Below are 19,299 nucleotides of genomic sequence, written 5' to 3' on the forward strand. Positions count from 1 at the left end.
GGCGCTCAGGACTCCTGCTTGCCCGATGCCGAAGCGGCCGCGGCGGCGCGCGACAGCGCGTCCAGCACCCGCAGCGCGGCGGCCATGTCGGCTTCGCTGACGTCTGCGAACACCTTGGCGCGCAGTTGCTTGAGTTCTGCCTCGATGCGCTCGGCCATGCGCTCGCCGGCATCGGTCAGCGACAGCACATTGGCGCGGCGGTCGCTGGGGTCCACCTCGCGGCGTACCAGATCGGCCGCGCAAAGCTGATCCACCAGCCGCACCAGCGTGGCACCTTCCACGCCCACGTAGTCGGCCAGCGTGACCTGGCGTACACCGCCGCCCAGGCGACGGATAAACAGCAAAGGCGCGGCGGCCGCGGCGGAAATGCCGTGGGCGGTCACAGCGGCCTGGCTGATCTGTCGCCATTGACGACCGGAGAGCATGACCTGGCCGGTGAAGGCGAATCGGAGCGCATCGATATGTGGCATGGGCCGAATGATAGACGTGAATTAATTAGGATGCAAATGATTTCTTTGCGAATTAGTTCGCCACACGTGCTGCGTCAGGCGCATAACGCGAAGTCGAGGTGGCCACCCCTTCCTGCATTGTTCCCAGAAACGTCTCATTGCAGCCTATTGCGCGCAATCGGCACTCAATTTCAGCAAACGACGATTTCCGGCCTCTCGTCCATGGCCCACAGTCTGGTCGCCGAACCGGTTCCGGCGACCCGAAAACAACTTTTCAAGGACCATGGACATGAAAAGCACATCCCTGCGGCGCGCAGCCATTCCGTCTGCCGCCTTCGCCTTGCTGCTAACCACCGCAGGCGGCGCCGACGCCGCCCGGCCAACGACCCCGGATGCCTGTCGCACGATTTCGGAATGGACCGGCTTCGATCGCTATCCGCCCGAAAGCTGCGTGACGTACGGAAAACGCGTCTGGGCGAACGACCGCTTCGCGCACCCCGGCCAACGCCCCGGCGTGGATCATGCGATCTACTTCGGCGCGCACCGCAGTCCCACCGCACAGCTGTGGTTCGATATCGGTGAATACGTGCCGCCGTCCGCCACGCCGGACCTGCTCGTGTCGATCCAGGGCGCCGAGCCGGGCAAGCCCGTGGTCTACGTCGTGCCGAACAAGGAAAAGACCAGCGTGCATTTCGTGACGCCGCTGCACGGCAATACGCGCCACAGCAACCGGCCGGCCCTCGAAGGCGAGTTTTCTATCATCGACGTCATGGCCGAAGACGTGTCGATGCCGGGCCGGCTGGCGCCCGTCCGGCTGCGCGCCCAGCGCAATATGACCGGCACGGGCTATGACGGAAAGCGCGTACAGATCGACGGCAACGGCGGCCCTGCCGGCCCCGGCACGCTGGTGGTCTGGTACGAACCCGCAGACAATCCGCGCCTGACACCGGGCACGCGCTACCGCACGCCGGCGATGCATCGCGTGAACGTGCAGGCCGTGGGCAACGACCTGCCGAATCGGCCGGTGCTGAAGACCTTCAGCCTCGGCATCGATATCGTGCATCGCGCGCCGAAGGCAACCACCGTGCAGTTCGACGGCAAGCAGGCACGTTTTGTCCTGCCTCTGCGGACCGACCAGGGCCGCAGCGCCTGGTATGCCACGACGCATGAGCAGACCACGGGGCGCGAGCACGGCACGGGCCATTGTCCCGAGAACGCCAGCGATATCTTCCGCGTGGCGGCGGTTGACGAGAACAACGTACCGTTCCCGGTGATGTTGCGCGCCCACAAGGCCGCCAACGCGGACGGCACCGGCACGGGCACGACGGTCGCCTGCCGCCTGCCCAGCACCACGGGCACCGAATCGCTGGTGTTCGAGCTTCGCCCCGAAGACAACCCGACGCTCTTCTCGACGTCGGTGGGCAACCGGATCCGCAACGCGTTCCCGTACCGGATTGCCGTGCGCAACGCCGCGGGACAGGACGCCGACCAGTCCTACCAGACGCTCGACATCAAGCTCGACATGACCGTCGAAAAGGTGGAGGCCGTCCCGCCCACTGTCGACCCGAAGGAACCGAAGGACCCGAAGGACCCGGTCGAACCGAAGACCCCGGTGGACCCGAAGGACCCGACCGATCCGACCGACCCCACCGACCCCACCGACCCCACCGACCCGATAGGCCCCACCGACCCTGCCGACCCTGATCCGACCGATCCCGCAGACCCCACCGATCCCGGCGAGCCAGGTGACCCCGCCAAGCCAGCCGATCCCGCGGACGGACCCGACGTCACGCCGCGCCCGGCAGTGCCGGCACCCAAGGTCGGCCAACTTGGCGGCACCTACACGCAAGCCAGCATCTACCAGCGCAACTACCTGATCCGCGATGTGGCGCGGTCCGGCGCGGCCCGCAAGCTGACGTACCTGAACTACGGCAGCGCCAACCTGCATCGCGGCGAGGATGGCCTCTACCGCTGCCAGAGCGGCGACACACGCGGCCCGAGCGACCCGTTTGCCGACTATGGCAAGCGATTCAGCGCCACGGAATCGGTGGACGGCAAGGCCGACCCGGCGGGCAAGCACGTGCTGCGCGGCAACTTCAACCAGATCCTCAAGCTGAAGCAGACCTATCCGGTCAAGACGCTGATCTCGATTGGCGGCCCAGGCCTGGGCGACCGCTTCGCCCAGGCTGCCCGGACCGAGGCAGGCCGCAACGCGCTCGCCGAAAGTTGCGTGGACGTCTATATCAAGGGCAACCTCGCCGCCAGCCGGTCCAGCGCGGGCGGCAAGGGGCTGGCCAAGGGCGTCTTCGACGGCATCAACCTGGAATGGCTGGCCCCGCGCGCGGCGCAAGTGCGTGACGGCCAGGCCAGTGCCATGGACTGGGGCAACTACCTGGCGCTGGTCAGGGCGTTCCGCGACGCGCTCGAACGCGAGGACAGCAGGCATTTGCTGACGTCCACCATGAACCTGGCCGAAGGCGCGCCGGACGCCAGGACGGCCGTCGCCATCGCTGCCGAGTTGAACTGGGTCAACATTCAGGCCTATGACTTCACCGGCGGATGGGATGCCAGCACAGGCCACGCCGCCGCGCTGCAGGTCGGTCGCGACTCGCCCTGGACCCGGGTCCAGGGCATGAAGCAGCGCAGCCTGATGGGCACCATCTGGGACGCATACGAGTTCGACATCCCGCAGGAAAAACAGGTCTTCGGCGTGCCATTCCATGGCCACGGCTGGACGTCGGTCAAGCCGGGACGCCGCAACGGCCTGTGGATGGCCGGTGCGCCGGTCCGCAACGGACAGGGCCAGCGCGACTATCGCGACATCAAGCGCATGCCGAACGGCAAGCTGTTCTCGGATGCCGCGTCCCAGGCCGCCTGGCGCTATGACGGCTGGACCTTCTGGTCCTACGACACGCCGGCCATCGTCAAGGCCAAGGTCGAAGCCGTTCGCAAGACCAGGGCTGCCGGCATGTATGCCAGCGACCTTGGCGCGGACGACAAGGCCGAGCTGATCAACGCCATGGAACCCATCAAACGCTGATCCGGCGTATTGCCCGAGGCGAATCGCCACAAGCGGTTCGCCTCACCCGCCGCCGTGGACGTCCCAATACATGGCCTCGGCGGCGCCCCGATTCTTCCGAGTTGTCCATGTCCTCGCTTTCGCATATCGCATCCCGCCGCCGCCCACAGGGTGGCTTCACGCTCCTGGAACTGCTGGTGGTCCTGCTGATCATCGCCATGCTGGCGGGCTTCGTCGGCCCCAGGCTGTTCCGCGAACTCGACAAGGCCAAGGTCAAGACCGCGTCCGGGCAACTGAAGGCGCTGGGCGACGCGCTCGATCGCTACCGGCTCGACACCGGACATTTCCCCTCGACGGAAGCCGGCCTGACCGCGCTCATCGAACCGCCGGCGGATGCCGGCAACCGCTGGCACGGGCCCTACCTGACCCGCGACATCCCCGCCGATCCGTGGGGACAGCCCTACCAATACCGGCAGCCCGGCACCGATGGCAAGGACTACGACCTGTTTTCCCATGGCGCCGATGGCAAGCCCGGCGGCACCGGCTACGCCAGCGACATTGTCTGGTGAGGGTGTCCGATGCAGTACCGTCTTACCGTCGCCCGTAGCGGCCAGATCCACGACCTCCGGATATTCGCGCCCTCCGCCGCCGATGCCCGGCGGCAAGCGCAGACGGATGGCGGCCACGTGCTGGCATGCCGCCGCATCGTGATGCTGCGCCGCCAAGCGCCCTTCGGCATCGCCCTGTTCACGCAGGAACTGATCGCCCTGCTGCGTGCTGGGCTGTCGCTGGTCGAGTCCGTGGAGGCCTTGCGGGACAAGACCGGCGGCGCGTCGGAGACCGCCACCCGCACCGTGCTCGATCAGATCGTCGCCGGCCTCTATCGGGGCTTGCCGCTTTCCGGCGTGCTGGCAGGCATGCCCGGCCACTTCCCGACGCTGTACGTGGCCACGGTCGCGTCGGCCGAGCGCACCGGCCATCTTGCCGACGCGCTGGCGCGCTATCACCACTACCAGGCACGCCTGGGCGCTGTCCGCCGGAAGGTCGCCAGCGCCTTGATCTACCCCGCCGTGGTCATAGCGATCGGTGCGGGCATCATGGCGTTTCTGCTGTTCTTCGTGATTCCGCGCTTCAGCCAGGTCTACGCATCGATGCGTGAACTGCCCGCGACCGCACGCTGGCTCCTGTGGTGGGGCCAGACCGTCGATGCGCACGGCGGCACGATGGCGCTGGGGATGGTGGTGTCGGCCCTGCTGCTGGTTGCCGGCGCCCGGCAAGTACGACTGGTGCGCCGCATTGCCGCACTGAGCTGGCACGTCCCCCGCCTCCACGCGTTCCAGCACCTGCTGGCGCTGACCCGGCTGTACCGGACCACCGGCCTGCTGCTGGGGGGCGGCATGGCGGCCATCCCCGCGCTGCGGCTGGCCGCCCCGCTTCTGCCGCGGCACTTGCACGGCGCCATGTCGCAGGCCATTGCCGAGATCGAGGCCGGCAAGCCGATGGCCGACACCCTGGCCCGGCACGGGTTGACCACACCCGTGGCCGAACGGCTGCTGCGCGTAGGCGAACGCAGCGGCGAACTGCCCGAGATGTGCGAACGCGCGGCGCAATTCTGCGACGAGGCCATCGACCGGGCCATCGACACCGCCACCAAACTGGTGGAACCGGTGCTGATGCTTGCGGTTGGCGCCCTGGTCGGCGGCATCGTCTTCCTGCTTTACATGCCGATCTTCGAGCTTGCCGGGAGCATGCAATGACAGCGCACGCGCCAGCCTCCCCACCCGTGCCAACGCTGCAGGCGCTACAGGCGCTGCGCGATGCCGAGCCCGGACGCGACCTGCAGGACGTGGTGGCTCAAGCCAGCGGCCTGCCGCCGGACGCCTGCGCCGCGCACGTCGCCGCCCTGCTCGGCTTGCCGCTGGTCGATGCCGTGGCCCTGGCCGCCGCCGTGCCACGCTTCGACCTGTTTCCCTATGCCGATGCCGTCGCGGGCGGCTGCGTGCTGGCACAACTCGAACCGGCGTCGCCCGCCCTGACATTGGTCCTGACCGACCCCACGCGCCTGGCCGTGCGTCAGCATGTCGCCCGGCGACTGGCGCTCGCCGGCCTGTCCTGCGCCGAATGCCTGGGCGCCACAGATCTCGTGCGCGCGATGCTCGACAGCCATGGCGAACGCCAGCGGGCGCTGGATCATGTCGCCACGGCGCCCGGGCCGCATGCGGACGCGTTGCCCGACGCCGGCATCTCGCTGACCAGCCTGGCGCAGGACACCAGCCCGGTGGTCCGGCTGGTCAACTCCACGCTTTACGATGCATTGCGCATGGCCGCGTCGGACATTCACCTCGAAACCCGGCAAGACGCGCTGGCCGTCAGATATCGCATCGACGGGGTGCTGCTCGATGCCGCCACCGCGGCCGGCATCGAAGTCGCAGAACAGGCCATATCCCGCCTCAAGGTCATGGCAGAGCTGGACATCGCCGAGCGCCGCGTTCCGCAGGATGGCCGCTTCAAGGCAACCGTGGACGGCCGCGAGATCGATTTCCGCGTGTCAATCATGCCGTCGATCCACGGCGAGGATGCCGTGCTGCGTGTGCTCGACAAGCGGGGCGGCAACACGGCAGGCGGCCGCCTGAGCCTGGACCGGCTCGGCCATGACGCCCAGGCCGTGGCTGCCATCCGTGCGCTGGCCGCCATGCCGCACGGCCTGCTGCTGGTGACGGGCCCCACGGGTTCGGGCAAGTCCACCACGCTCTACGCCACGCTGTCCGAATTGGACACGGGCGCGGAAAAGATCATCACGATCGAGGACCCCGTCGAGTATGAACTGCCGGGCGTGCTGCAGATTCCGGTCAACGACCGCAAGGGCCTGACCTTCGCGCGCGGGCTGCGCTCGATCCTGCGGCACGACCCCGACAAGATCCTCGTGGGCGAGATCCGCGATGGGGAAACCGCCAGCATCGCCGTCCAGGCCGCGCTGACCGGCCACCTGGTACTGACCAGCGTCCACGCCAATGGCGCGTTCTCGGTGGTCGACCGATTCCTGCACATGGGCATCCCGCCACACAGCCTGGTGGAATCGCTGATCGGCATCGTGGCCCAGCAACTAATCCGGACGATCTGCCCCGATTGCGGGGAATCCTTCCGCCCGGGCGCCGAACTGCTGGCGCGCTCGGGTCTGGTGGCTGCATCGGTGGCCAGTTGGCGCCTGCGCGCCGGCCGGGGCTGTGACGCCTGCCACGGCACCGGATATCGCGGGCGCCGCGCGGTGGCCGAAGTCTTGCGCATCGACGATGCCCTGCGCGACGCAATCCTCGGGCAGGCGCCCTCGGGCGAACAACGTGCCCTGGCGCGAGCGGGCGGCTTTGCCTCGCTGCGACAGTCCACGCTGGCCCTGGTGGCTCAGGGGGTCACCACCCTACAGGAGGCAAACCGTGTCACGTTCGTCGAATAAGCACGGGCTCTGGATTCTGCGTGACGCCGTCTTCCTGCGCGCCGAAGGTGGCAACGCCATGCATCAAGCACCGGCCCTCTACCGCGAAACGGCCGGCATCGAAGACGCTCTGCAGGCCACCGACGCGCTGCTTGCGCCGCTGTCGGGCCACCGTGTCACGGTACGGCTGGGCTTTCCGTGGACCCGGCATGTCGTCGTGCCCTGGCATCCGCGCCTGGTTTCCGAAGCCGAATGGATGGCATGGGCAGGCGCGGCCAGCGAAGAACCGGGTGGCGAGGCGGGCACGCATCCTGGCGACGGCCGCGACAAACCGGCGCATATCGCCTTGACGCCAGCCCGCCATGGCGCGCCGCGCCTGGCCATCATTGGCAGTACGCCACTAATGGACGCCCTGATGGCGCAGTGCCAATCGCATCGCGTGCACCTAGCCGCCGCAACGTCAACCTTCGCCTATGCGCTGCACCGTTATCGACGCGAGCTGCCGGGCACCGGCTGCGCGCTGGCGATGCATGAACGCGGCACGCTGACATGCGCGTTGCGAGACGGACCTTCGATCACGGCAATGACCACGGTGGCCGCGCAGGCCGATGTATCGCCACAGATCCATGCCGTGCTGCGCTGCCTGGCGCTGTCGGCGTCGGCGCCGGCGCCCGACACGGTCGCCCTGATTGGCGACGCAGCGGCGCCGGACGACCGCATCCACTGGCTGGGCGACCATCTGTGCGCCATCGGCGAAGGCGGCTCGGCATGATGGCGCGACCGCCGAATCTTCTGGCTGCAACGCGGTGCGGCGGGTTACACCGGGCGTCGCTCGGCGCCGGCCTGCTCGCAATCGGCATCGGCGTTGCTATCTGGGCGACGTACGAACACCGCGCCCTCGCGTCGCTGCGCGCCGAACGGGTTGCCATCGAGGCCGAAAGCGCCACGCTGCGCCGCAAGCTGGCTGGCCGGCCCCCTGCCAAAGCCGCCCAGCAGACTGACGTCGCCGCCAGACAGGCGGAAAAGCTGGTGCCGACGTTGGCCTGGCTGGAGCAGAGCTGGGCCGAAGACGTGGCGATCGCCCGCCTTGACGTGGACGGCGCGGCGCGCACGCAGCGGATCGAACTGGAAGCCGAGCATGCCGATGCACTGCTGACGCTGGTCGACCGCCTGTCGGCCACGCCTGCCGTCGGCCCCGTATCGCTGACCCGCCAGCGGCAAGGCGACCACGCCGTCGAGGCCGAGCTTCGGCTGCGTTGGCAGGATAGGCAGGAGACCGCGCGATGAACCGCATCATCTGGATGCTCCGCCGCTGGCGGCACACCTTGGGATGGCTGGGCGCGGCCGGCATCGCACTTGCCCTGGGGAGTGTCGTGGCTGTCGTCACGCATATCCGGCCGGAGCGCCTGGCGCAAACGGCTGCATTGCAGCAGCAGACCGGGCAAGTGGCCGCGTTGAAGCGCGAACTGGCGGTCAGGGCGATGCCGGCTCGCCAGCACACCCTGCCCGACGCCTCCACGTACACCGAATTCCTGCGCGCCCACGCGGCATTGGCCACGGCCCGCTCGATCGCCCTGACGGAGATCGACTACACCTCCCGCGCCGAAGCCGGCCAGCGGCTGCTGCGCCATACGATGCGCTACACCATCGAAGGCCGCTACCCCGAACTGCGCGACTACCTCGCAACGTTGGAGGAGATCGCTGGCGTGCGGATCGAATCGATATCGTTCCTGCGCCAGTCCGACGCCAGCCGGACGGTCAACGCGCTGGTGCAGATCAGCTACCTAGTGGAGACCGGACCATGAAGATTTCCCGATCCCTGCAGTACCTGCTGGTGGCCACGGTCTGCGCATCGCTCTACGCCGCCTGGATCGGCCGGTCCGACGACGCTGCGAGCACGACGGATGCCGGAATACGCCAGCCACTACCGGCAAGCGCCCCGGCAACGCCGTCCAAACACATAGCCGAAACGCCAGAACAGCGCCGCTCGGTGGACCTGTTCGCGCCGCCAGCGTGGCGACTTGGCGCGATGACCCCTTCGCTGGAGCCATATGCCGAAGCCGACCCGGCGCGGGCGGCGGAATCGGCGCGCGTCACGGCGCGTGCCGCCCTCGAAGCCAGCGCAATCTGGCGCGACACCAGGGGGGTGATGGTCGTGCTCACGCTTGGCCAGGACACCCGCATCGCCTGCGAGCAGTGCGCGACACCCGGCCGGCTACGTCCCGGCGAACGATGGAAGGGATACCGGCTCGACGCCATCGACGCGTCGGGTGCCACCGTGACCGATTTGTCGACAGGAAACCGCTTGCATCTGGGCGTACCCACCTGACGCCCCAGACACCAGGAGAGTCTTACCTTGAATGTCCCCATGCAGTTGAGCGCCATAGCCGTCAGCGCGCTCTTGCTCAGCGGCTGCGCGGCCTTGCCCGGCCGGGCGCCAGGTGCCGCACCGAACCCCGGCGCGTCGCTCGAAAAGGCCGCCGCCGACGCCGCCGCGGCGCCAGACGATGTCGCGAGCCAGCTTCGCTTTCGCGTGGAGCGCGAACAGCGCATCTGGACGCTCGTGCAGCAAGGCGCCGTGCAGCTCGATCTCGGGAACGTGGATGCCGCGGCCGCATCGTTTGCCGAAGCGCTGTCCATCGATCCTGCCAACGCGCGTGCGCTGGAGGGCGCCCGGCGTGCCGCCAGCGCACGGCCCATGGCTGCAGCGGTCGCAGCGGCACGGGCACAGGCAGACGCCAACCCGGCCGGCGCCATCGACACGCTGGACGACGCGCTGGCCACCGACGGCCGGCACGCCCAGGCACGCGCCTTGCGCGACGCACTGGTGGTGACGCAGGAACGCCAGCGGGGCCGCCCGGCGCGCACACTGGCCGCGTCGCTGCGCCAGCCCATTTCCGTACAGTTCCGCGACCAGCCACTGGCCACGGTGCTGACCACCATCTCCACGCTGTCGAAGCTCAACTTTGTGCTGGACAAGGACGTGCCGCAGGACCTGCGTGCCACGGTGTCCGCCAACGACACCTCGGTGGAGGCCATCGTTGACCTGGTGCTGTCCACCAACCACCTCGACAAAAAGATTCTCAACGACACAACGCTGCTGATCTACCCCAAGGTGGCCGACAAGCAGCAGCAATACCGCGATCTGACCACGCGCACGTTCTACCTGAGCAACGCCGATCCCAAGCAGGTAATGAGCATGATCAAGCAGATCGTGAAGACGAAAGACGTCTATGTGGACGAACGGCTAGGCATGCTGGTGGTCCGGGACACGCCTGAAGCCGTGGAAGTGGCCGAGCGGCTGGTGATCGCCCATGACCTGCCGCAATCCGAGGTGATGTTCGATGTGCAGATTCTGGAGGTCAACAACGCCGATGCCCTGAACCTTGGCATTCGCTATCCGTCGAGCATCTCCGCATCGGTTGCGGGCGCCGCCGGCAAGGCCGGCACGCTGACCTGGAACGAACTGCGGCATCTGAACGGCGACAAGGTCGGTGTCAATCTCGGCGATCCGGTGGTCACGGCCAACCTGGCGCGCGAGACAGGCCAGGGGCAATTGCTGGCCAATCCTCGCATTCGCGTCAAGAATCGGGAAAAAGCCAAGATCATGATTGGCGACCGGCTGCCCGTGGTAACGACGGTCAACGGCAATGGCGTGGTCACCGAATCGGTCAGCTACCAGGACGTGGGCCTGCAGCTCGATGTCACGCCGACGCTGTCGCAGGACGGCGAGATCAGTGTCAAGGTGGCGCTGGAAGTGTCGAATGTCGTCAGCACGATCAAGACCCAGACCGGGCTGATGGCCTACCAGATCGGCACGCGCAAGGCCGAGACCAACATGACCGCCCGGGACGGCGAAACCCAGGTGCTGGCCGGACTGCTCAACCGCAATGCGCAGTCGCGCGGTCACGCCATCCCGGGACTTGGCGATATTCCGATTCTCGATCGTGTCTTTGGCACCCGCGAGACCAAGACGACCACCACCGAACTGGTGCTGCTGATCACACCGCGCATCGTGCGCAATCTTCCCGTGCCGGCCGCGCACGTCACCGAGTTCAATAGCGGGCCCCAGGGCGCAATCACCACCGCCCCGCTGGTGCTGCAGCCTGCGCCCGCCGCCGCGCAGCCCGCGCGCGTGCCCGCCAAGCCGGGGCCATCCTTGGACTTCAGTCAATGAGATGCGCCACAACACGCCTGGGCGCAGCGGCGCGCGGGAGCGCAGGCTTCACGCTGATCGAAGTGCTGGTGACGCTGACCCTGCTGGCCACGCTGGCCATGATCGCGTGGCCGCTCGCCCGCATTGCCGCGCAGCAGAATCGGGAGGCCGAACTGCGCCGGGCGTTGTGGCAGATCCGTGAGGCAATCGACGCCCACAAGGCTGCCATGGACGGCGGCCGCCTGACGCGCATGGTCGGGGCCAGCGGTTATCCACCCACGCTGGCCGCGCTGGTCGAAGGCGTGACTGACATCCGCAACCCGGCCGGCGCCAAACTCTATTTCCTGCGCCGCATTCCGCGCGATCCGATGTGCGCCTGCCCCGGCACCCCCGACGCAGATACCTGGGGCCTGCGCGCCTACGCAAGCCCGCCCGATGCTCCCGAAGCCGGTGACGACGTCTTCGACGTCTATTCGACATCGATGGATGTCGGCACCAACGGCGTGCGTTACAAGGACTGGTAGATGGGACGTCGTATTTTCGCCAACCAACGCCGGGCCGGCTTTACGCTGATCGAACTGCTGGTAGTGCTGGCCATCATGGCCGCGTTGATGACGCTGGTCGTGCCGCGCTATGCCACCCAGACCGACCGCGCCGAAGAGGTGGTGCTGCGGCACAACCTGCTGGCGATGCGCGAGGCGATCGATCGGTTCCACGCCGATCACGGCGATTACCCGCCGTCGCTGGAGGCATTGGTGGCGCAGTCATATCTGCGCCAGATTCCGGTAGATCCCATCCTGCGCAGTACCACGGCCTGGCGGGTGGTTCCGCCGCCGATGTCGGACAGCACGGCCTACGGCCGCCCGGCACCCGAAGGCGTTTTCGATGTTCGCAGCACCGCGCCCGGCCAGACCCGCGATGGCACGCCGTTCGAGGAACTCTAGCATCGGCCGCCCGGCCGGTTTTGCATTGGTGTTGTGCCTGGCGGCCGTGGCAGTGACCGGCATCTACCTGATGAAAATCGGCGATGTCTGGCAGACCCGCGCCCAGCGCGAGCGGGAGTTCGAGCTGCGCCACGTTGGGCGGGAGATCCAGGTGGCCATCCGGCGATATGTCGAGAACGGCGACGGCAGCTATCCGCGTACGCTCGACGACCTCGTGGACGATCAGCGCGGCAGCGAGCCACGCCGATGGCTGCGTCGCGCCTGGCGCGACCCCATGACCGGCGGCGACTGGCAATATCTCCCCGCGCCCGGCGACGGCTTCCTGGGTGTCCACAGCACGTCGCCGCTTCGCCCGCTCAGGCAGTACAGCCATGTGGCCGAGGAAGCCGCCTTTGCCCAGGCCGGCAGCTATGCGGACTGGCGTTTCGCCTGGTGGCCGGGACAGTCGGGCAGCGACTGAACCCGCCCGCCCCTTATCCTGCAGCCGCCGCAGCCGCCGCCACGGCCCCCGCCCCGGCCGTTGCCCGCAGGTTCCGAAGCATGTCGTCGACCATCTCCTGCAGGCCGTAATGCGGCTGCCAGCCCCAATCCTGCCGGGCGGCGCTGTCATCGATCGAATCGGGCCAGCCCTGCGCGATGGCCTGCCGGTAATCGGCTTCGTAGCGGATCTCGAAGCCCGGTTCGCGCTTGCGGATGGCTTCGGCAATCTCGGCCGGCGTGAAGCTCATGCCGGCAAGGTTGTAGCTGCCGCGCTCGCGTACCGCTTCGCGCGGGGCTTCCATCAGCTCCAGCGTGGCGCGGATGGCGTCGGGCATGTACATCATCGGCAGGCGTTCGTCGGCATTGAGAAAGCACGTGTAGGGCTCGCCGCGCGCGGCGTAGTGGAAGATGTCCACCGCATAGTCGGTGGTGCCGCCGCCGGGCGGCGTCTTGTGCGAGATCAGGCCCGGATAGCGCACGCTGCGCACGTCCACGCCGTGATTTTCGAAGTACCAGCGGCACCAGCCCTCGCCGGCCTGCTTCGAGATCCCGTAGACCGTGGTGGGCTCCATCACGGTCTTCTGCGGGGTATTCACCCGCGGCGTGGTGGGCCCGAACGCGGCAATCGAACTGGGCCAGAACACGCGCTGGATACCATGATGGCGCGCGGCCTCCAGCACGTTCAGCAGGCCCGTCATGTTCAGGTTCCAGGCCCATTGCGGCGCCTTTTCGCCCGTGGCGGACAGCGCCGCCGCCAGCAGGTAGATCTGCGTGATGCCGTGTCGCTCGATCACCGTGGTCAGCTCGCCCCGGTCGGTGACATTGAGCATTTCGTGGGCGATGTGCACGTGGCGCCCCGTGGGCACCACATCGGACGTCACCACCTGCTCGCGGCCGTAACGCTCGGCCAGGGCCAGCGCCAGTTCCGAACCCAGTTGCCCGTTGGCGCCGATGATCAGGATCTTCGGCACCGCGTTGTTTGCGGCATCGGTCATGGAATCAGTCCCAGCTCGCGCCCGGCCTGGGCAAATGCGTCCAGTGCCGGACGCAAGGTGCTTTCATCGTGGATGGCGCTCATCTGCACGCGGATGCGCGCCTGCCCCTTCGGCACCACGGGGTAGAAGAAGCCCACCACGTAGACGCCCAGTTCCAGCAGGCGGTCGGCCAGCTTCTGGGCCTTTTCGGCGTCGTACACCATGATCGGCACGATCGGATGGTCGCCGGGCTTGATGTCGTAGCCAAGCTTGACGATGCCTTCGCGGAAGAACTTCGTGTTCTGCTCCAGCCTGTCGCGCAGTTCGGTGCTGGCTTCGAGCAGGTCCAGCACGGCGATGCTGCCGCCCACGATGGCTGGCGCGACGGTATTCGAGAACAGGTACGGCCGGGAACGCTGGCGCAGCAGCTCGATCACTTCCTTGCGGCCGGACGTAAAGCCGCCCGATGCCCCGCCCAGCGCCTTGCCCAGCGTGCCGGTGATGATGTCGATCTTGCCGAACACGCCGCGCGCCTCGTGCGTGCCGCGGCCGCGCTGGCCCATGAAGCCGGTGGCGTGGCATTCGTCGATGCCCAGCAGCGCGCCGTGCTCGTCGCAGATCTTGCGGATCTCGTCCAGGCGCGCCACCGTGCCGTCCATCGAAAAGACGCCGTCGCTGAACACGAGCTTGAAGCGCGCGCCCTCGGCGTCGGCCTGCTTCAGTTGCGCGCGCAGGTCGTCCAGGTCGTTGTGCCTGTAGCGGTAACGGCGCGCCTTCGACAGGCGGATGCCGTCGATGATCGACGCATGGTTCAGTTCGTCGCTGATCACGGCGTCTTCGGGGCCCAGCAGCGTTTCGAACAAGCCGCCGTTGGCATCGAAGGCCGAACCGTAGAGGATCGTGTCCTCGGTGCCCAGAAAACTGGCCAGGCGGCGTTCCAATTCCTTGTGCAGGTCCTGCGTGCCGCAGATGAAGCGCACCGACGACAGCCCGTAGCCATGCGTGCGCAACGCGGCGTGGGCGGCCTCCATCACCTTCGGGTGTGACGACAACCCAAGATAGTTGTTGGCGCACAGGTTGATGACTTCGCGCCCGTCCGCCGTGCGGATGGTGGCGCCCTGCGGCGTGGCAATGACGCGCTCGCGCTTGTACAGGCCCGCGGCGCGGATGGCATCGACTTCGGCGCGGATCGATGCATAAAAAGCCTCGGCACTCGACATGGCCAGACTCCCGGTGGTAGTGTCTCGGATCGTTCGATCGATAAATCGAACGTGTTCTATATATCGAACGTACTGTGTACTATAACGAACAGATGTCGATGACGCAACCCTCACCCGCCAAGCCGCCCGCCGCCGTCGATGGCCCGCCGGCGGTAGGCAGCGCCCTGCAGGCGCTGCGGCAAAGCCAGCAACTCTCGCTGGACGACCTGTCGCGCCGCGCCGGTGTCTCCAAGTCTATGCTGTCGCAGATCGAACGGAACCTGGCCAATCCCACGGTGGCGGTGCTGTGGCGGCTGGCCAATGCGCTTGGTGTGAGCCTGACGGAGTTTCTCGCCCAGGGGTCGGAATCGGCCCCGGCGCCCGCCGTGACGGTGGTTCAGGCGCACGCGGTGCCGGCGCTGAAGAGCCCCGACGGGCGTTGCGAACTGCGCATCCTGGGTCCGATCGACCTGGCCGGACGCTTTGAATGGTATGAACTGACGATCCAGCCCGGGGGCGTGCTGGCGTCCGAACCGCACGAGACAGGCACGCAAGAGCACTTGTCGGTGCTGGGCGGGGCCATGACCGTGCGGTCAGCCGGCGATGAAAAGAAACTGAAGCATGGCGAAACCGCGCGCTACGGCGCCGATGTGACCCATGCCATTGCCAACCCGGGCAAGAGCGTGGCGACGGCACTGCTGGTCGTCGTGCATCCGGGCTAAGCGGCGGGGGGTAGAAGTCGTCGATCAGGTGGTGCCGCCGGGATCACATCTCGTCGATCGCGGTTGACGCAGTCACCACGCCGGCGTCCTTCTCCAGCGAGAAGCGATCGCGCGTGGTCACATAGAAGCTGGCGCCGAAGCGGCCCACGGGGAAATATTCCTGCAGCCGCACGCGCCAGCGGTCGGTATCGATCAGCCCGTCGCGCGCATGCAGGCGCAGCACGCGGCCGATAAAGATCTGGCGGCTTTCCGTCTCCAGCGTTTCCCAGAGCCGGCATTCGAACGCCACCGGCGCCTCGGCGATGCGCGGGGGGGCCACGTCGGTGCAGGCAGCGGCCGTCAGCCCCACGTGGGCCAGTTCGCTCATGTCCGGCGGCAGGCGTTCGCCACAGCGATGCATTTTCTCGGCCATCGCCTCGTCGCTCAGGTGCACGACGAATTCCTGCGTCCGCACGATATTGGCCGCCGTATCCTTCAGCGAGCCGTCGCCCAGGCGGTTCACGCTGATCATCACGATCGGCGGCTCCTCGCCCAGCATGTTGAACATCGAGAACGGCGCCGCATTGGCCGTGCCGTCGGGGCCCAGCGTGGTGACCAGCGCGATCGGTCGCGGCACGATCAGGCTGGCCATGAGCTTGTAACGCTGATATTCGGTGATCGCGGTGAAGTCAATTTCCATCGTGTTCCTTGGTATTCCGGCCTAACGCCGGGCCAGGCCCAGCATTTGCGCCAGGCTCTTTTCGCCCTGCATGCGCGACGTTTCGATGCGCTGTTCCAGTTCGCGCAGGTGCGCCTCCATCAGCGTCACCGCACCCACGGCGTCACGCGCCTCGATGCAGGCGACGATGGCGGCGTGCTCGTCGTGCTCGCAGGGTGCGTGGCCCGGTGGCTCGTAAAGCCCCACGATCAGGGAGCAGCGCGAAACCAGTTCGGTCAGGTAGCGTTGCAGCACCGGGTTGCGTGCCAGCGCGGCAATCCGCAGATGGAAGCCACTGGCCAGCCGCGCCCACGAAGGCTGGTCAAAGCGGTGCATCGCGTCGTGCTCGTCGGCCAGCTGCCGGCGCAGTTCACGCAGATCGTCCGGCGTCACGCGCTCGACGGCCAGTTCCACCAGCACCCGCTCCATCGCCCGCCGCGCCTCGAAAATCTGGCTGGTTTCCTCGGGCGTCGGCTCGGCGATCACCGCGCCCTTGTTGGGCCGCAGCGCCACGATGCCGTCGTGCGCGAGCTTTTCCAGCACACGCCGCACCACGGCCCGGCCCACGCCAAACAGCGTGCATAGCTCTGGTTCGGGCAGCTTGGTGCCCGGGGTCAGCCGGTGGTTCAGCACGCCGTCGAAGATCGCCTGGTAGATGCGGGTGTCGGCGTCCTGCCGCTCGTCCGGTGCGTCCGGTGCGTCCGGGGCGGCCGAAGTCGCCGGTGGACGCGGTTCCTCCGCCCTCGGGGCGGCTTTCCTTGCAGCTTTGGATGACATGGCGTCGGTCAGGGAAACAATGCCCATGATGTTAGCGCGCGGCGGCACTGGCGCTATCCAGCGCCAGGGGTACCTGGGCGTCCATGGCGTCGCAGATCGCGCCTGGTGTCGTCAGCCAGACCTCGCCGTGCGACCGCCGCGCGGCAATGTGTGCCAGCGCCCGGCGCAGGTGCCTGAGCCGGTACGGCTGCCCCACCAGATACGGATGCAGCGCGATGCCCATCACCAGCGGTTGCGGGTGCTGCGGATGGTTGGCCTGCAGCAGCATTTCATCGAACTGGTCGATGATCATGTCGGCGAATGCCGCGCCGTCAAGCTGGCGGGCGATGATCATCGGAATGTCGTTGAGCTCCTGCGGGTACGGGATCGACCAGAGCGCCCCGCCGTTGCGCGTCTGCATGCGCACCGGCCGGTCGTCGTGGGCCCAGTTCAGCGTGTACCGGTAGCCGGCTTCGGCGAGCAGGTCCGGCGTGACCAGCGTTTCGGAAATCCAGGGCGACAGCCAGCCACCCGGTGCACGACCGCTGTGTTCGCGGATGCGGTCGCGGCAGTGCACCAGCAGCGCACGCTCGCCAGCCTCGTCGAATTCGCTCTGGCGGTGGGCATTCGTATGGCCATGGCCGATCAGTTCGTCGCCACGCGCCAGGCACGCATCGAGCACCGCCGGGCAATGATCGTAGATGGCCGTGTTCAGGATCACGCCGGTGGGCATATCGAGCTGATCGAACAGTTCCAGGCAGCGCCATACCCCCACCCGGTTGCCGTACTCGCGCCAGCTGTAGTTCAGCACGTCGGGCTGCGGCGATACCGGGCCCAGGTTTGCGCCCAGCCCCTCGCCAAACGCGAAGTGCTCGATATTGAAGCCGAGATAGACGGTTAGGCGCGCGCCATTGGGCCAGCGGAACCCATCGGCGTCGGTGATCGGGCGGTACGGAAAACGGCCGTGATGGCGCAACGGACCGAACGACGGCGCCGCCGCCTGCGCCGCCGCCAGCGGACTCGGATTGAAGGTCATGAACGCGTGCCTTTCTTCTGGTTGGTGCATCCGCCCCCGGAACCGGCACCGCCTTCGTGCGCGATGCCCGATTCCGATCGTATGCATGGATGTCACGTAATCGTTCGCAAATTGCGGGCCAGATCGTCTACGTATGGAAATGCCGGTTGTCCGGGACTTTCCGGGTGATTCGTCAACGCGGTGGCACGGCTCTTGCGAGACAGCCCGCCGACACCCACCCATCCGGAGATCTGCCATGTTTCGTCCCCAACGCCGTGCACTGATCGCTGCCGCTGCGGCCGCCTGCGCCATGACCGCCCTGCCCGCGCATGCCGCCGACACCATCAAGATCGGCCTGATCACGGCGCTGTCGGGCCAGTCTGCCCGGGCCGGCGAATCGCTGACGCGCGGCATGACCATCGCCATCGACGAAATCAATGCCAGGGGCGGCCTGCTGGGCGGCCGCAAGCTCGAGCTGGTGCGCCGCGACGACGAAGGCAACCCGGCCAAGGGCGTGCTGGCCGCGCGCGAACTGATCTACAAGGAGAAGGTGGCCGTGCTGTTCGGCGGGCTGGACACGCCGGTCTCGATGGCCATCGTGCCGATCGCCAATCAGGAGAAGGTGCCGTTCATGGGCCCGTGGGCCGCCGGTACGCCGATCACCCACAACGGCGCGAATCCGAACTTTGCGTTCCGCGTCTCGGCCGTGGACGAGGTGGTGGACAAGGCGATGCTGCAGTACGCACAGAAGGCGTTCAACGCCAGCAAGCCGGGCCTGATCCTGGTGAATAACCCGTGGGGCGAATCGAACGAGAAAGGCATCGTGGCCGCGATGGCCGCCAAGGGCGGCAAGCCGGTGGGCGTCGAGAAATTCGAGGCCAACGACGTGGATGTGGTGCCCCAGCTCGGCCGCCTGAAGGCTGCCGGCGCCGACGTGCTGCTGATGGTGGGCAACGTCGGCCCGTCGGCACAGGTGGTCAAGTCGCTCGACCGCATGGGCTGGAAGGTGCCGGTGGTGTCGCATTGGGGCCCGGCCGGCGGCCGCTTCACGGAACTGGCGGGACCGAACGCGAAGAACGTCCACTTCGTGCAGACCTACAGCTTCTTCGGCACGCCGTCGCCGGTCAGCACGCGCGTGGTCAACGACCTGAAGGCCAGGTACAGCGACGTGAAGGGCCCGGACGACATCACGCCGGCCGTGGGCGTGGCCAACGCCTACGACGCCACGCAGCTGGCCGCGCTGGCCATTGCCAAGGCCGGCAGCACCAAGGGCGACGCGGTGCGCGAGGGCTTCTACAAGATCGACCGCTACGAGGGCCTGATCAAGACCTACGTGAAGCCGTTCTCGCCCCAGCAGCATGACGCGCTGACCGAGAACGACTACGTCTGGGCCCAGTTCATCGACAACCGGATCGTGCCCGTGAAGCCGTAAACGCGCGTTGCCGGGCGATGGTTGCG

Annotated in this window: 20 protein-coding genes; 14 read left to right on the plus strand and 6 right to left on the minus strand. The window is 67.4% G+C overall.

Going from position 1 to position 19,299, the window contains the following annotated elements; translation table 11 throughout:
- Nucleotides 1-5 precede the first annotated feature (5 nt).
- Entirely contained in the window at nucleotides 6-470 is a 465-nt protein-coding gene (locus tag AC3FJ6_RS21285; protein WP_153948012.1) for a MarR family winged helix-turn-helix transcriptional regulator, read from the minus strand.
- Between the two features lie 268 nt (nucleotides 471-738).
- Between AC3FJ6_RS21285 and AC3FJ6_RS21290 the strand changes: the two genes are divergently transcribed.
- From AC3FJ6_RS21290 to AC3FJ6_RS21345, 12 genes are all read left to right on the plus strand, one after another.
- Nucleotides 739-3,489 carry a glycoside hydrolase family 18 protein gene (locus AC3FJ6_RS21290; RefSeq protein ID WP_488773620.1) on the plus strand — a complete coding sequence of 917 codons (2,751 nt, stop codon included), beginning with the start codon at nucleotides 739-741 and terminating at the stop codon, nucleotides 3,487-3,489.
- Nucleotides 3,490-3,596: 107 nt separating this feature from the next.
- The gene (gene gspG, locus AC3FJ6_RS21295; RefSeq protein ID WP_488773621.1) at nucleotides 3,597-4,037 is read left to right on the plus strand and encodes a type II secretion system major pseudopilin GspG; all 441 of its coding nucleotides are present in this window, start codon (nucleotides 3,597-3,599) and stop codon (nucleotides 4,035-4,037) included.
- Nucleotides 4,038-4,046: 9 nt separating this feature from the next.
- On the plus strand, nucleotides 4,047-5,225 hold the full coding sequence (locus AC3FJ6_RS21300; RefSeq protein ID WP_488773622.1) for a type II secretion system F family protein: 1,179 nt from the start codon (nucleotides 4,047-4,049) through the stop codon (nucleotides 5,223-5,225).
- Entirely contained in the window at nucleotides 5,222-6,919 is a 1,698-nt protein-coding gene (locus tag AC3FJ6_RS21305; protein ID WP_488773623.1) for a GspE/PulE family protein, read from the plus strand. Before AC3FJ6_RS21300 ends, AC3FJ6_RS21305 begins: the two co-directional genes overlap by 4 nt.
- Entirely contained in the window at nucleotides 6,900-7,670 is a 771-nt protein-coding gene (locus tag AC3FJ6_RS21310) for a hypothetical protein (RefSeq protein ID WP_488773624.1), read from the plus strand. Before AC3FJ6_RS21305 ends, AC3FJ6_RS21310 begins: the two co-directional genes overlap by 20 nt.
- Entirely contained in the window at nucleotides 7,667-8,185 is a 519-nt protein-coding gene (locus AC3FJ6_RS21315) for a hypothetical protein (RefSeq protein WP_488773625.1), read from the plus strand. Before AC3FJ6_RS21310 ends, AC3FJ6_RS21315 begins: the two co-directional genes overlap by 4 nt.
- On the plus strand, nucleotides 8,182-8,703 hold the full coding sequence (locus tag AC3FJ6_RS21320; RefSeq protein ID WP_488773626.1) for a hypothetical protein: 522 nt from the start codon (nucleotides 8,182-8,184) through the stop codon (nucleotides 8,701-8,703). The genes AC3FJ6_RS21315 and AC3FJ6_RS21320 overlap by 4 nt, the downstream gene beginning before the upstream one ends.
- The gene (locus AC3FJ6_RS21325) at nucleotides 8,700-9,227 is read left to right on the plus strand and encodes a hypothetical protein (RefSeq protein WP_488773627.1); all 528 of its coding nucleotides are present in this window, start codon (nucleotides 8,700-8,702) and stop codon (nucleotides 9,225-9,227) included. Before AC3FJ6_RS21320 ends, AC3FJ6_RS21325 begins: the two co-directional genes overlap by 4 nt.
- A 27-nt stretch (nucleotides 9,228-9,254) precedes the next feature.
- Nucleotides 9,255-11,075 (plus strand): secretin N-terminal domain-containing protein, encoded by a 1,821-nt coding sequence (locus AC3FJ6_RS21330; protein ID WP_488773628.1) that lies wholly within the window; start codon nucleotides 9,255-9,257, stop codon nucleotides 11,073-11,075.
- Nucleotides 11,072-11,578, plus strand: coding sequence for a type II secretion system protein (locus AC3FJ6_RS21335; RefSeq protein WP_488773629.1), 507 nt, complete (start codon nucleotides 11,072-11,074; stop codon nucleotides 11,576-11,578). The genes AC3FJ6_RS21330 and AC3FJ6_RS21335 overlap by 4 nt, the downstream gene beginning before the upstream one ends.
- The gene (locus tag AC3FJ6_RS21340) at nucleotides 11,579-11,998 is read left to right on the plus strand and encodes a type II secretion system protein (RefSeq protein WP_488773630.1); all 420 of its coding nucleotides are present in this window, start codon (nucleotides 11,579-11,581) and stop codon (nucleotides 11,996-11,998) included.
- Nucleotides 11,973-12,458 carry a type II secretion system protein gene (locus tag AC3FJ6_RS21345; RefSeq protein WP_488773631.1) on the plus strand — a complete coding sequence of 162 codons (486 nt, stop codon included), beginning with the start codon at nucleotides 11,973-11,975 and terminating at the stop codon, nucleotides 12,456-12,458. The genes AC3FJ6_RS21340 and AC3FJ6_RS21345 overlap by 26 nt, the downstream gene beginning before the upstream one ends.
- Before the next feature lie 13 nt (nucleotides 12,459-12,471).
- Here AC3FJ6_RS21345 and AC3FJ6_RS21350 read toward each other — a convergent pair whose 3' ends face one another.
- Both AC3FJ6_RS21350 and kbl read right to left on the minus strand, forming a co-directional pair.
- Entirely contained in the window at nucleotides 12,472-13,473 is a 1,002-nt protein-coding gene (locus AC3FJ6_RS21350) for an L-threonine 3-dehydrogenase (RefSeq protein WP_488773632.1), read from the minus strand.
- Nucleotides 13,470-14,672, minus strand: a complete 1,203-nt coding sequence (kbl, locus tag AC3FJ6_RS21355; protein WP_488773633.1) for a glycine C-acetyltransferase — start codon at nucleotides 14,670-14,672, stop codon at nucleotides 13,470-13,472. Before kbl ends, AC3FJ6_RS21350 begins: the two co-directional genes overlap by 4 nt.
- Nucleotides 14,673-14,770: 98 nt before the next feature.
- Between kbl and AC3FJ6_RS21360 the strand changes: the two genes are divergently transcribed.
- Nucleotides 14,771-15,373 carry a helix-turn-helix domain-containing protein gene (locus tag AC3FJ6_RS21360; protein WP_488773634.1) on the plus strand — a complete coding sequence of 201 codons (603 nt, stop codon included), beginning with the start codon at nucleotides 14,771-14,773 and terminating at the stop codon, nucleotides 15,371-15,373.
- Nucleotides 15,374-15,416: 43 nt separating this feature from the next.
- Here the strand turns inward: AC3FJ6_RS21360 and AC3FJ6_RS21365 are convergent, their stop codons facing one another.
- From AC3FJ6_RS21365 to AC3FJ6_RS21375, 3 genes are read right to left on the minus strand one after another with little or no spacing between them, the layout of a single operon-like run.
- On the minus strand, nucleotides 15,417-16,052 hold the full coding sequence (locus tag AC3FJ6_RS21365) for a flavin reductase family protein (protein WP_488773635.1): 636 nt from the start codon (nucleotides 16,050-16,052) through the stop codon (nucleotides 15,417-15,419).
- A 21-nt stretch (nucleotides 16,053-16,073) separates the two neighbouring features.
- Nucleotides 16,074-16,847: a GntR family transcriptional regulator gene (locus AC3FJ6_RS21370; protein ID WP_488773637.1), complete on the minus strand. Its 774-nt coding sequence runs from the start codon at nucleotides 16,845-16,847 to the stop codon at nucleotides 16,074-16,076.
- Nucleotides 16,848-16,878: 31 nt separating this feature from the next.
- Nucleotides 16,879-17,862, minus strand: coding sequence for a polysaccharide deacetylase family protein (locus AC3FJ6_RS21375; protein ID WP_488773638.1), 984 nt, complete (start codon nucleotides 17,860-17,862; stop codon nucleotides 16,879-16,881).
- Nucleotides 17,863-18,097: 235 nt separating this feature from the next.
- Between AC3FJ6_RS21375 and AC3FJ6_RS21380 the strand changes: the two genes are divergently transcribed.
- Nucleotides 18,098-19,273: an ABC transporter substrate-binding protein gene (locus AC3FJ6_RS21380; protein WP_488773639.1), complete on the plus strand. Its 1,176-nt coding sequence runs from the start codon at nucleotides 18,098-18,100 to the stop codon at nucleotides 19,271-19,273.
- Nucleotides 19,274-19,299 lie beyond the last annotated feature (26 nt).

This window comes from Cupriavidus sp. 94F1 (assembly GCF_057798875.1).